General features: G+C 54.2%; 12 protein-coding genes. 3 read left to right on the top strand and 9 right to left on the bottom strand.

The window, feature by feature from the left end; translation table 11 throughout:
• Window positions 1-111: 111 nt before the first annotated feature.
• The 3 genes from LG300_RS12745 to LG300_RS12735 all read right to left on the bottom strand — a co-directional run bounded on the left by LG300_RS12745 (window position 112) and on the right by LG300_RS12735 (window position 2,784).
• Window positions 112-630, bottom strand: a complete 519-nt coding sequence (locus LG300_RS12745; protein WP_404375692.1) for a hypothetical protein — start codon at window positions 628-630, stop codon at window positions 112-114.
• Between the two features lie 105 nt (window positions 631-735).
• Window positions 736-2,517, bottom strand: a complete 1,782-nt coding sequence (locus LG300_RS12740) for a sodium:solute symporter family protein (protein WP_404375691.1) — start codon at window positions 2,515-2,517, stop codon at window positions 736-738.
• Between the two features lie 6 nt (window positions 2,518-2,523).
• Window positions 2,524-2,784, bottom strand: coding sequence for a DUF4212 domain-containing protein (locus LG300_RS12735; RefSeq protein WP_404375690.1), 261 nt, complete (start codon window positions 2,782-2,784; stop codon window positions 2,524-2,526).
• A gap of 607 nt (window positions 2,785-3,391) precedes the next feature.
• Between LG300_RS12735 and LG300_RS12730 the strand changes: the two genes are divergently transcribed.
• The 3 genes from LG300_RS12730 (at window position 3,392) to ttcA (ending at window position 6,852) form a co-directional block, all read left to right on the top strand.
• Complete coding sequence (locus LG300_RS12730) at window positions 3,392-5,209, top strand: putative nucleotidyltransferase substrate binding domain-containing protein (protein WP_404375689.1); 1,818 nt, start codon at window positions 3,392-3,394, stop codon at window positions 5,207-5,209.
• Between the two features lie 5 nt (window positions 5,210-5,214).
• Entirely contained in the window at window positions 5,215-5,865 is a 651-nt protein-coding gene (locus tag LG300_RS12725; protein WP_404378038.1) for a DNA polymerase III subunit epsilon, read from the top strand.
• A gap of 75 nt (window positions 5,866-5,940) precedes the next feature.
• Entirely contained in the window at window positions 5,941-6,852 is a 912-nt protein-coding gene (gene ttcA, locus LG300_RS12720; protein WP_404375688.1) for a tRNA 2-thiocytidine(32) synthetase TtcA, read from the top strand.
• Here the strand turns inward: ttcA and fnr are convergent.
• The 6 genes from fnr to LG300_RS12690 all read right to left on the bottom strand — a co-directional run bounded on the left by fnr (window position 6,839) and on the right by LG300_RS12690 (window position 13,107).
• Window positions 6,839-7,591 carry a fumarate/nitrate reduction transcriptional regulator Fnr gene (gene fnr / locus LG300_RS12715; RefSeq protein ID WP_404375687.1) on the bottom strand — a complete coding sequence of 251 codons (753 nt, stop codon included), beginning with the start codon at window positions 7,589-7,591 and terminating at the stop codon, window positions 6,839-6,841. The two genes, ttcA and fnr, sit on opposite strands and share 14 nt — an antisense overlap.
• Before the next feature lie 57 nt (window positions 7,592-7,648).
• Window positions 7,649-9,076 carry an oxygen-independent coproporphyrinogen III oxidase gene (gene hemN / locus LG300_RS12710; protein ID WP_404375686.1) on the bottom strand — a complete coding sequence of 476 codons (1,428 nt, stop codon included), beginning with the start codon at window positions 9,074-9,076 and terminating at the stop codon, window positions 7,649-7,651.
• A 143-nt stretch (window positions 9,077-9,219) separates the two neighbouring features.
• Window positions 9,220-9,915, bottom strand: a complete 696-nt coding sequence (locus LG300_RS12705) for a sulfite exporter TauE/SafE family protein (protein ID WP_404375685.1) — start codon at window positions 9,913-9,915, stop codon at window positions 9,220-9,222.
• The gene (gene ccoS / locus LG300_RS12700; protein ID WP_404375684.1) at window positions 9,912-10,142 is read right to left on the bottom strand and encodes a cbb3-type cytochrome oxidase assembly protein CcoS; all 231 of its coding nucleotides are present in this window, start codon (window positions 10,140-10,142) and stop codon (window positions 9,912-9,914) included. Before ccoS ends, LG300_RS12705 begins: the two co-directional genes overlap by 4 nt.
• Window positions 10,139-12,586 (bottom strand): heavy metal translocating P-type ATPase, encoded by a 2,448-nt coding sequence (locus LG300_RS12695; RefSeq protein ID WP_404375683.1) that lies wholly within the window; start codon window positions 12,584-12,586, stop codon window positions 10,139-10,141. Before LG300_RS12695 ends, ccoS begins: the two co-directional genes overlap by 4 nt.
• On the bottom strand, window positions 12,583-13,107 hold the full coding sequence (locus LG300_RS12690) for a FixH family protein (protein ID WP_404375682.1): 525 nt from the start codon (window positions 13,105-13,107) through the stop codon (window positions 12,583-12,585). The genes LG300_RS12695 and LG300_RS12690 overlap by 4 nt, the downstream gene beginning before the upstream one ends.
• Between the last annotated feature and the right edge of the window lie 7 nt (window positions 13,108-13,114).

Raw genomic sequence — 13,114 nt, 5'->3', positions numbered from 1 at the left:
TCGTACTTCTAAACTAAAGCGCTTCAGAAAGTGCTTTTTAAAGTACTGTAAAAAGTACTTCGCCTAGCAAAGTGCTCCATTCTAGGCGAAGGGGAGGCACTACGTCTGCCGTTAGTTGGCCAGTTGGCAAACGGTAGTGAGAAGGGGCGAGGTTTCGCGCAGGGGACGAAGCTCGCTGAGATCAGCTTCACCACTTTCTGGGTTTAGTGGAATAAGCTCTCGGCTAGCGCAGTTAAGTACATAAGGCTGCGTGGTAATCAGGTCGGTATGGCGGCGCTCAAACTGGTACAGAATGAATTCGGCTACCAGGTCGCCTTCCACGGTTTGCGAGCGCACGTTCTCGCTATCCACCACGCTAAAGGTGGTGGTAATCGGAAAGATCAGGGTCCAGGGGCGCCATATATTGCTGGAGGTGTCGCTGGAAATTACCTTGGCGGTTTCCGGCAGCTGTAGCTGCTTATGCTCAAACCAGCTGTACTCGAACTGGATTTGATAGCCCAGCATGCCTAAGCCGCCAAATACCGGCACGATCCATTTGGGTAGCCGTTTGCGGCTGAGCGTTCGAAGTAGTAGGCCAATGCCTGCGGCGGCAAGGCCTGCAAATACAGCGGCGACTAAGTGCCAAATCATAACGTTTCCTTCTGAAAAGCCATCGGGCTCCCCTGAGGAAGCCCGATGGTAGGTGGTTCCATAGCGCTATTGGCCGACGGCGCAATAGAGTGGAACAATTATGACTTAGTGATCAACCGCTGCACCAGCACCTTTCGGGTAGCGTACGCTTTCCACCAGATCCTGAATCTCTTGGGGCGGCGCATCAGTGGCATTAGAGACAACGAAGGCCACGGAGAAGTTGATTAATGCACCCACAGCACCGAACGAGAGCGGTGAAATACCCAGTATCCAGTTGTCTGGCGTGTTGGCCAGCATGTTGGTGCCCGGAACAAAGAACCAGCCCAGGTAGGTGAAAATGTACAGCAGGGTGCAAACCAGACCTGCCAGCATACCGGCAATCGCGCCTTTGTTGTTCATGCGCTTGGAGAAGATACCCATCATCAGCACAGGGAACAGCGAGGCACCGGCAATACCGAAGGCAAGCGCCACGGTTTGAGCGGCAAACCCGGGTGGGTTGAGGCCTAAGTAGGTCGCCAGTAGGATTGCGCCACCCATAGAGATACGCGCTGCCAGCATTTCGCCTTTTTCAGAAATTTTCGGGTTGATCATCGTTTTGATCAAGTCGTGACTGATCGCTGAGGAGATCGCCAGCAGTAGACCTGCCGCAGTAGAGAGTGCCGCTGCAATACCACCCGCTGCGATTAAGCCCACTACCCAGCCTGGCAAGTTGGCAATTTCAGGGTTCGCCAGAACTAGGATGTCGTTGTTAACATCCAGCTCGTTGCCTTCCCAGCCGCGATCTGCAAAGTCAGCAGCACCGTTGTAGAACTGGATACGGCCATCTTCGTTTAGGTCGTTATGAACAATCAGGCCTGTCTCTTCCCAGGTGCGGAACCACTCAGGGCGATCTTCGTAAAGGATCGGGTTACGAGCAGCTTCTTCGTAGTTTTCGGTTTGGCCTGCCATTTCGGGATAAACGGTGGTCATCAGGTTCAAGCGTGCCATAGAGCCAACCGCAGGAGCCGTCAGGTAAAGCAGTGCAATGAACACCAGTGCCCAGCCCGCTGACCAGCGCGCATCAGCTACCTTCGGCACGGTGAAGAAGCGGATGATAACGTGGGGCAGACCCGCAGTACCCACCATCAGTGACAGAGTGAACAGCACCATATTCAGCTTGTTATCCACATCTGCGGTGTAGTCGCGGAAGCCAAGCGCTGATACTACGTCATCCAGCTTCTGCAGCAGCGGTACGCCGGATTCGGTGTGCGTGCTGAACATACCGAACATCGGAATCGGGTTGCCGGTGAGCTGCATGGCAATAAATACTGCCGGGATGGTGTAAGCGATGATCAGTACTACGTACTGAGCGACCTGCGTATAGGTGATGCCCTTCATGCCACCAAAGACGGCATACATGAAGACGATGGCAGCTGCAATCCAGATACCCCAGGTGTTGCTCACTTCGAGGAAGCGTGAGAACGCAACGCCAGCGCCTGTCATCTGACCGATAACGTAGGTCACGGAGGCGACGATCAAGCAGATAATCGCCACTAAGCGGGCAGTGTTGCTGTAGAAGCGGTCACCGATAAAGTCCGGCACGGTGAACTTGCCAAACTTACGCAGGTAAGGGGCAAGTAGCATCGCCAGAATAACGTAGCCGCCAGTCCAGCCCATCAGGAAGGTAGAGTTGGCATAGCCGCCAGAAGCCAGCAGGCCTGCCATAGAGATAAACGAGGCCGCAGACATCCAGTCGGCCGCTGTAGCCATACCGTTAGTGATAGGGTGCACGCCGCCGCCAGCGACGTAAAAGTCTTTGGTTGACCCCGCACGGGCCCATATCGCGATGCCGATATAGAGCGCAAACGAGGCGCCAACAAATAGTAAGTTAATTGCAAACTGGCTCATGCTAGCTTACTCCCCAAGGCCATATTTTTGATCAAGCGCATTCATTCTCCAGGCGTAGAAGAAGATCAGCACGATGAAGGTAAGAATGGAGCCCTGCTGAGCAAACCAGAAGCCTAGGTCTGTTCCACCGACTGGAATACTGGCCAGGATGGGGCGGAAGAGGATGGCGCACCCGTAAGAGACAAATGCCCAAACCGCTAGACATCCAAAGATTAGCCGGACGTTGGCCTTCCAGTATTCAGCAGCATTGGATTTATCGTCTGCCATTGTGTTGCTCTCCAGTTGTGATTTTTAGGGTTGGAAAGTGAACTCAAGATAGCGTGTGAACCCGCAGGGTAGCCCTGCATAGAAAACCGCTATTAATTATGGGCGGTAAGACAGCATTGCCAAGCGCGTCACCTTCTTGTTGTTAAGCTGTCTTGTGTCATTACCAGGTGATCGGCGAATTATCCTCAACGACTTGCAGTGTATCGGATAGGTGCCACGCGATGACCTTGTATGACTCGCTGATAATACTGGGCAATAATTGCAAAAAATAAATCCCAGACTTTGGTATCACTCGCTATAAGTAGTGCCATTGGGATGGCTGTTTCGATTATAAAGCTTTATTTTTTCTGGTTTTTGAGCGTTTTTTTAACGCCGTTCAACGGAAGATAGGACAATGGTCTATGGCTCGGTTAAAAGTAATGTTTGCTACCTTAAAGGGAAGCTTTTAGTTGGTTGTTAGATGGCTAAAAGTGACACTACTTTGGTCTCTAAACTAACGTCGTTAAGACGTTAGCGCTATAGCAAAAAGTATAGTGAAGGTGTTGGTTATAAAGTAATCAAACCGTTCGTCATGCTTCCTAGTCATTGAGTATAAGCGAGGTTGCTCATGGTTGAAGTGGATCTGTCCCAGCTGCCGTTTACGCTGATGGATGAGGAGGGGCGTGACCATGTCAGGCGTGGGATGGATCTTGCCTTCTTCGATCGCGATGAAATCATTTTAGAGATGGGGCAGGCGGGTGAGTCGGTATTTCTGATTCATAAAGGTGAAGTTGCCGAGCTTGACCCAACGTTACCTGCCGCCAGTGCGCGTATTGGGCACTATACTGCGGGTGACCTGTTTGGCGCGATTAGTATCCTCAATGGCAAGAGCCGCTACCGTTTTCAGGCAGAACAAGAGTGCTTGTGTTATGTCATGCCTAAGGCACTCTTTACACAGTTGTGTCGCCGCTATCCCCCATTTGAGCGGTTTTTTAAGCAATCGCTGTCCCATAAGGCGCGCCTGTTAACCGAAAAGCGCGCTGAAGGTGGCGTGACCATGGCTGGCTTTATGCTCGCCAAAGTGCGTGAATGTATGCGTGAGCCGCTGCTGATTGATGCCTCAAAGGATATTCAAGACGCCGTACGTCAGCTTAATGACAGCCACGCCGACAGTTTATTAGTTGCTACCCAAGGCACCCTGGGTATGGTGACTAAAACCGACCTCCTCAATGGCTTAGTGTTGAAGAACTGCACCCAGGAAACGCCAGTGGCGACCCTGGCCAACACCGCCCTGGTTACGGTAACGCCTGAGCAGTACCTGTTTGAAGCGCTTATTTTGATGACCCGCCACAAAGTAGCGCGGGTGGTAGTGATGGAAGGGGAGAGCGCGCAAGGCGTCGTTGAGCTGATGGATGTATTGAGCTTCTTCTCCAGCCGCAGCTACGTAGTGAGCTTGCAGGTCGAGCAAGCCAATAGCCTGGAAGCGTTAGCGGCAGCTAGCCAGCGCACACCGGAGCTGGTGAATGCCTTGATGGCGCAAGGCGTGAAATTGCGCTTTGCCATGGACCTGTTGGCAGCGCTCAATGGTCGCATCATGAGTAAGGCCTGGAGCTTCACGGTGCCTGAGAAGTATCACCGTCAAAGCTGCCTGATGGTGATGGGCAGCGAAGGGCGCGGTGAGCAGATCCTTAAAACTGATCAGGACAATGGCTTGATCTTGGCGGATGATTGCCAATGGCCCACGGTGGCTGAAGAAATGACCACCCTCACTGAAACGCTGGTACAGCTAGGCTACCCGCCTTGCCCTGGCAATATCATGGTGTCTAACCCGGAGTGGGTGGGTACAGTTTCCCAATGGAAAAATAACATCGTCAAGTGGGTCAATGCCCGTGATGGTGATAGTTTGATGAAGCTGGCAATTTTGCTGGATTCCCACGGTGTTGCGGGTAACCCAGCGCTCTTGGATCAAGTACGTGAAGCGTTATTTGAGACCTGCTCCCACGATGAGCTGCTGCTCTCTTACTTTGCTCGGGCGGCACTACGCTTTTCGACACCGCTGACACTGTTTGGCTCGTTAAAAAAGCCCCAGCATGGCATTGATATTAAAAAAGGCGGCATTTTCCCGATTGTTCATGGCGTGCGCACCATGGCGCTTGAAAGGCGAATTAAGGCAACATCCACCTTGGATCGATTAGATGCCTTGGCCGCAGATGGGCGGCTTGATCGCCGCTTTGCTGATGACTTAGGTGAAGCACTGGCGCTATTTACTGAGCTACGTCTGCGTCAGCAGCTGCAAGAACTGGACAACGCCAGCAGTAAGCGCACCAACCGGGTAGTAGTCCAGGAACTCTCTTCACTAGAGCGGGATTTACTGCGTGAAGCTTTACATATCGTGAAAGACTTTAAGCAGCGGCTTTCTCATCGTTACCATTTGGAGTATTCGTGAGCGGAATGCGCTTGTTAGATCGTCACATGACACTGTTCAGTGGGTCTCTGCGAACGCTGCTGCAACGTGAAAGTGACCGTCGACGCTGGGCGAACTCTCCCTATGCCTGGCTGTTTCAACCTTATATGGGAGAAGAGGCGGTGGCCTTGGCTTGTCAGGTAAGCGATGCTCGGCCTGCGGTGGTGAGTCTGGCAGCGATAGTGTTAAGCCCTCAAAAGGTTCATACCAGCCGTACTTGGGTGGCTACGCTGGCGGCGGCACCGTCACTAGCACCTGCAACCTTGCGTCGCCATCACCAGCTGCATGACACGCAATTGTCCCGCATGCCTGATGCAGAGTGCCTGGGAGAGCTTGCGGAGTTTATTGGCAACCGGCCGTTGGTTGGTTGGCAGTTAGATCAAACAACTGAACCGTTAAATGGGTTATTTAGGGCTGCCTTAGGATTTGGGTTGCCGAACGCTCAAGTCGATATCGCTAAGCTAAATGCCCGCCAGCTGCGTAGGTTACATCCTCAAGTAGATGTTAGTAGCCGCTTATCAGACGCGCTAACACGCTGGCACCTACCTTCTTTATCCTGGCCCAGTGTAGTGAGTGAAGCCACGGCTAGTGCGCTGTTGTATCTACGGCTTCAGCGCGAGATAGCGCTAACTGACTAGGGTTTGTATTGGGTAGGGCTTAGGAGTGTTGTTAGAATACCTACTGCTCCTTCACTCATCGGCAGTGCAACGACCATGTTACAACCTGATTATTTTGACCCTTCATCATTAGACAGTGCGTCCGATGATCCCCGCTTCCATCAGCGCGACCAGCATGATGCGAAACAGAAGCGTGAATTCAATAAGCTGCAAAAACGCCTGCGGCGCGAAGTGGGAAACGCCATTATCGATTACAACATGATCGAGGAAGGCGATCGGGTCATGGTGTGTCTATCCGGCGGAAAAGATAGCTACACAATGTTGGAGATTTTGCGCAATCTACAGCGCAACGCGCCGGTCAATTTTTCGCTGGTCGCGGTAAATTTGGACCAAAAACAGCCGGGCTTTCCAGAACATGTATTACCACAATATCTAGATACGCTTGGTGTGGAGTATCACATTCTGGAGCGTGACACCTACTCGGTGGTGAAGGAGAAAACCCCAGAAGGTAAAACTACCTGTGCGCTCTGCTCACGATTGCGGCGTGGTTCACTGTATGGCTTCGCGGAGGAGATCGGGGCGAATAAGATCGCGTTGGGCCACCATCGGGAAGATATCCTGGAAACCCTGTTCCTGAATATGTTTTTTGGTGGCACCCTGAAGGCCATGCCGCCGAAGCTGCTCTCAGATGACGGTAAAAATATTGTGATTCGCCCTTTGGCTTACTGCAAAGAGGCGGATATTGCTGAATTTTCGCGGCTGATGGAGTTTCCGATTATCCCCTGCAACTTGTGTGGCTCGCAGCCCAATATGCAGCGTCAGATCGTGAAAGATATGCTGGCAGAGTGGGATAAAAAGCATCCGGGTCGGCTTGAAAGCATGTTCAAAGCGGTAACTAACGTTGCGCCCTCACAGCTGGCCGACCGAGAACTGTTTGATTTTGTGGGATTAGAAGCAAAACAAGCCACCCTGATGGAAGGGCGCATCCAGGCGTTTAACGTGAGCTAACTGCCTGTTCTTCCTCTTCGGCTAGCGTAACCAAGCGCTGCATATCGAGGATATTGACCTCGCGTCCAGAAACCGCCACCACGTTTTGCTGTTGAAAGCGGCTAAGAATACGGCTAACCGTCTCTACTGCGAGGCCTAGGTAGTTACCAATATCTGCTCGTGACATCGAAAGCCGGAAGCTGTAGGGGGAGTAGCCCCGCCGCCTGAAGCGGTCAGAGAGTGTAATTAGGAAGCTCGCTAGCCGCTGGTCGGCAGTTTTGCGGGATAACAGGCGCATCATCCGTCGATCATCCCGCAGCTCTTTACTCATACTGCGGTAAAGTTGACCGCGCAGTTCGGGCAACTCTTCTGAAAGCATGTCTAGGCGGTCAAAAGGAATCTCACACACCGTGGTGGTTTCTAAGGCAATCACACTACCGGGATAGTGCTCTTCGTCAATCCCGTCCAGGCCTACCAGCTCACTTGGCAAATAGAAATTAGTGAGTTGGTCGTTGCCGTTACCCTCGCTGGTCACCTGCTTCAAGCTGCCAGAGCGCACCGCATAGACACTGGTAAACTGATCACCCTGGCGAAACAGCGGCTCGCCTTTTTTCAAGGGTGCCCGCCGGCGAATAATGGCATCAAACTGGCTCATATCCTCAAGCTCTAGAGCGAGCGGTAGGCACAGCGAGCTTAGGCTGCAGGTTTGGCAGCGGGCCTCTTGCAGCATTGAACGTCGTTGGCTGGCAGGATATGGCATGTCGATCTCCCTTTTGATTAGCCATCATAAGCACAGGGTCCAGACGACTCAAGATACTTATACAATCTTTGAGTATCGCTGAATGGATTGACGAGGCAGGTGAGCATCAAAGGCCATGGCTAAGTGCCGAATTAACAGCCGTCCCATGGGGGTGGCATGCAAGTAGAGGCCATCGCGGATTAGCAAGCCATCCTTCTCGGCAACTTTTAAGTACTCCAGCGCTGCTGCAAAATAGTCAGCTGCGTTAATTTGCCAGCGCTGGCCTATCGCTGCAAGATCAATCGCCATGTCACACATCAGGCGCTCAATCACGTCCCTGCGTATAAGGTCATCTTCATTTAAACGCAGCCCTTTTACGGTGGCTAGCCTACCTTGATCTAAGGCTTCTTCATAGTGTTCTAGCTGAGTAGGGTTTTGGGCGTAAATATCATCTACTCGTGAAATAGCTGAGACCCCTAACCCAATCAAGTCGCACTGGGCATGGCTTGAGTAGCCTTGGAAGTTACGTTGCAGCGTGCCATGACGTTGCGCTTGAGCCAAACTGTCATTTGGGCGAGCAAAGTGATCCATGCCAATATGAACATAGCCCGCTTGGGTCAGCATCTCAATGGTGCTGCGTAGAATGGCCAGCTTTTCATCAGGGCTAGGCAGGTCGGCTTGGTTAATACGCCGTTGGGGGGCAAAGCGCGTTGGCATATGGGCATAGTTAAATACCGATAGCCGAGCGGGATTTAGCTCAATAACTTGGCTGAGCGTTTCGGCAAAGCTTTCCTCTGTTTGAAACGGCAGGCCGTAAATCAGGTCAAGGTTTAGCGAGCGAAAGCCAAGGCGGTGCGCCTCATCCATCAAGGTTTCCGTGAGCACTCGTGGCTGAACGCGGTTAATCGCCGCCTGCACTTGTGGATTGAGATCCTGAACGCCTAGGCTTAACCGGTTAAAGCCAAGCGACTGTAGATGTCGGAGGGTAAAGACATCCGCTTCGCGTGGGTCAATTTCAATGGCGTAGTCGCGATCTGGGGCGTTTGATAAGCCAAACCGAGCATCCAGGCGGTCTATTAAGTCGCTCATTTGCGCTAAGGTTAAGAACGTCGGTGTGCCACCGCCCCAGTGTAACTGCTGTACTGGCCGCTGAGTGTCTATATGGCGAGAAGTGAGCACCATCTCACGGTCTAATCGAGAGATGTAGGGCTCTGCTAGGCTCGTATTTTTAGTAGCAATTTTATTACAGGCACAGTAGAAGCAAATTTTGCGACAAAAGGGCACGTGGACGTAAAGCGAGAGTGGCTTTTGACTTTTATTGCTGCGCTCTAATGCCTGGATCATATCGTCAGCTTTAAACTGATTATGAAATGATAGAGCCGTAGGATAGGAAGTATAGCGAGGGCCGCTGGTATCATAACGGCGCAACAAGGCGTCATCCCAGGCAGAGGTCTCAGCCGCTGCAGGGGTAGAAGGATAGGGAGCAGCAGTGGCATGAACAGGCATGAAGGGACGCTCCGAGGTGAACAGTGCAAAGCAAGTAACAAGACAAGGTGTGCGCTGAGTTCAGTGACTCGCGCGTTTTTTAGCATGCTACTGCAACAGCACAGTTCCAGCGTTGAGCTATATCAACCTATGGCATGGTAGGGCTAGTGAGCGGTATGGGGCAGCAACACCCAAAGCTGCCAAAGGGCAAAACCAATAATAATAAGGGCGGCAATGCTGCGCGTTGCGGGGTGGCGAATCAAGTGATTGAGCTGCCGAGCGGCAAGGCCGGTGACCAGCAAGGCAGGTAGTGTCCCAAGACCAAAGGCTCCCATAAGCAGTGCCCCTTGTACCGGTTCGGCAACCGCTAAGCTCCAGGCCAGCATGGAGTAAACCAGGCCGCAGGGCAGCCAGCCCCATAAAGAACCTAGCGCAAAGGCCTGGGGCAGGTGTACCACGGGCATCAAGCGCCTGCCAAGCGGCTCGATATAACGCCAGAGCCAGCGCCCTAGCTTTTCTACCTTTAGTAGCCCCTTCCACCAGTTGGCGATGTAGAGCGCCATCAGGATCAGCATAGCGGCGGCGATCACCTGCAGTGCTAATCGCGCCGTGGGCGATAGCGATATCAGAGTGCCAAGGGCTGCCACCAAAGCGCCTGCTGTCATATAGCTAAGGATTCGGCCCAGGTTATAGCTCAGCAGTAACCCGCCCATACGGGCAGGGTGGCGCATACTCGGCGGTACGGCAAAGGTGAGAGCGCTCATTATACCGCCGCACATGCCAATGCAGTGGGCGCCGCCCATTAGGCCAAATACGAACGCCGCCAGTAGCGGCGGCAGCTCTAGGCCAGTGGGGTTCATTTGGGAGGCTCGCGTTCGCTGGTGGGCTTGGCCGCTTTTTTACGTTCGGCTTTACGTTCGGCGCGCTGCTCTGGCGTGAGGTCGTTCTCATCGTCATCGAACAGGATACGGTGGGCGGGGCCTTCTAAATCATCGAACTGATCATTCTTAACGGCCCAGAAAAAAGCCCACACCGCCAGCCCCAATAAAATCAGCGAGAGGGGAATCAGCAGGTATAAAATCGTCATACAGTCACCGGGGTTGCAGGCACCACCTGGGGAGCGGCAGAGGTGCGCCAGCGGGTTAGGCGTAGCGCATTACCTACCACGACCAAAGAGCTTATCGACATGCCAATGGCTGCCAGCCAGGGGGGCACAAGGCCCATCGCCGCCAGAGGCAGCGCGGAAAAATTGTAGCAAACCGACCAAATCATGTTTTGGCGCATAATCCGCCGGGTGGCACTGGCAATCTCAATGGCCTCGAAAATACGCATTAAGCGCGGGCTAAGCAATACCGCGTCGGCCCGCGTGCGGGCCAGATCCGTGGCACCATTCATGGCAATAGCGACATCGGCCCCTGCCAGTACTGGCACATCATTAATGCCATCGCCAATCATTACCACACGCTCGCCGCGCGCCTGTAGCTCACGCAACCGTTCAAGTTTGCCTTCTGGTGATTTACCTGCGTGCCAGGTCGAGATGTTGAGCTGCTCGGCTAAACTTCCTACAGCCTCTTGGGTGTCGCCAGAAAGCAGCTCGACTTCCAGCCCCCTTGCCTGCATGGCGGCAACGGTTTGGGCGGCATCCTCACGAATACCGTCGTGTAGTTTAAACCAAGCCCGCGGAGCGCTATTCTCGCTCAGCAGCAGCCACTGCCCTGTGCTGGGAGGTGTGGGTGGATTAGAGGCGGCAAAGTCGGGCCTGCCTAGTCGCCAAATAGCCCCATTGAGTGTGCCTTCTAGTCCGCTGCCGGTATAGCTTTTCACCTGGCGCGCCTGCAGTGTGGCATCGCGGAATGGACGGAATGCGCGGGCAATGGGGTGCTCGGAGTGTGCTTCCAGAGCGGCAGCAATAGCGCGCAGGTGCTCGCTGCTTTGATCCGTTAACGGGCAAGTCTGGGTGAGCTGCATTTGCCCTTGGGTCAGAGTGCCGGTCTTATCAAAAATCACTCGTGTGACGTGGGAAAGCGATTCAATGGCATCGGCGCGTGTAATGAGTACACCGCGCTGGCGCAGTTGGCCGTGACCTGCCGTTAGCGCAGTGGGGGTCGCCAGTGCCAGCGCGCAGGGGCAGGTGACGACAAGTACCGAAAGCAGCACCCACAGCATGCGGGAAGGGTCGATAAACCACCAGGCGACGGTAACACAAGCAGTCACTACCAGCAGGCGCAGAACAAACAGGTGCGCCATGCGCGCCGCCATTTGGGCCAAGCGCGGGCGGCTGGCGAAGGCACGGTCGGTCAGGTCGACTATGCTGGCTACCCGCGCGCTGCTGCCGGCGTGGGTCACCCGCACCGTCAGTGGGTTTTCCATATTCTGGCTGCCGCCCACGACGTGTTCCCCCACTCGGCGGGTAACAGGTAGGTACTCGCCGGTCAGCATCGACTCGTCCAGGCTGGATTCGCCGTCTTCAATAATGCCATCAGCGGGTACGCCGTGGCCGGGCTTGATCAGCACGCGGTCGCCGGGGCTAAGCTCGCTAGCGGGCAGTATACGCTCGCTGCCGTCGGCTTCTAGGCGAGTAGCAGAGACCGGCAGTACCCCGCTAAGCGCGTTACCGCTATGGCCACTGCGCCGTCTGGCGCGACCTTCGACGTAACGGCCAAACAGCAGGAAAAAGGTGAACATGGCGACGGAGTCGAAATAGACGTCGCCTACGTTGAATAGCACCGCATAGCTGCTGGCGAGATAGGCGCCGCCAATCGCCAGCGAGACGGGAACATCCATCCCCAGTACGCCAGTTTTCAAATCGCGTAAGGCGTTGCGGAAGAAGGGCAGTGCCGAGAAAAATACCACAGGCGTTGCTAACGCAAATGAGAGCCAGTGAAACAGGGCAAAGAAGTCCTCGCTAAGCTCCCCTGGGCCTGACACATAAATGGGAATGGAGAACATCATCACCTGCATCATTCCCACCGCCGCGACAATCAAGCGGCGTACATTCATACGCTCTTCATGCTGCAGGCGCGCTTGGGCTTGATCGGGCTCGTAAGGCTGCGCGTCGTAGCCAATGGCGGCAAGCTCGGCAAATATCTGTGAGAGCTTGACCATGCCTGGGTCCCAGGAGACCCTCAGGCGGTGGTGGGTCAGGTTGACTGCACTTGAGGTAACGCCCTCTAAGGCGTTCAGCCGATGCTCAATCAACCAGGCACAGGCAGCGCAGGTGATGCCCTCAATGGCGAGCGTCGCTCTAACATGGCCGTTATCGCCTTCTGGGTGCACAAATTGCGCCTGTAGGCCAGGGTCATCATACACTGACCAAGTATCTGCCTTAGCAGCTTGGCGCTCATCGGGGCGTTCGGGCAGTTCGGTACGATAGCGGTAGTAGCTCTCTAAACCGCCATCCACAATGGCGTGTGCCACGGCTTCACAGCCGGGGCAGCACAAAGGGTGCGATGTATCTTCAATCACAATATGCCACGGCGCTCTGTCGGGCACCGCGCTACCGCAGTGGTAGCAGCTAGGGGTAGTGCTCATTCGCTCTCTGACCGCCCTCCGGGCAGAAGGGCAATGCTCTCTTCGCTGGGGAAGCGGGCTTCCCCGATGAGTCGCCACTCAGCGTCATCGCTCTGCTCGGGCTGAATCTGTAGGTACCAGCGGTAGCGTAGATTATCCGGCCCCTGGGTGATATAGCGGCCGTCCCGCACGTGTTCCAATACAAAGGATTGGTCGCGATCATCTTCCGTGGGAAAGATCAGATCAAGGTAAAGCCTGTCGGGGCGGGCATCGCCGGAGAGGTCGACCACGATATCGCTGGTAAGCGGGTCAATCAGCATTTCGGCGCTCAGGTTTAGCTCGCGGGCGCGTTTCTGTTTTGACAGCACCATGTTAATGGCTTTGCCATGCTCGTAGTAATCCTCTTGTACCACCATGCCATCGTAACTTTTGATCGACATGATGGCATAACCCACACTGAACAGAATGGATGAAAAAAGTAGCCCGAGTAAGAACCACGGCCAAAACTGTTTATACCAGGGTGGAATTGGAGTGTCGGACATGGTGCAG

The organism is Vreelandella aquamarina (genome assembly GCF_044805175.1).
GTDB classification, from domain to species: Bacteria; Pseudomonadota; Gammaproteobacteria; order Pseudomonadales; family Halomonadaceae; genus Vreelandella; species Vreelandella aquamarina_B.
The sequence above is the reverse complement of the archived record's forward strand: the minus strand, read 5'-3'. Positions and strand labels throughout refer to the sequence as shown.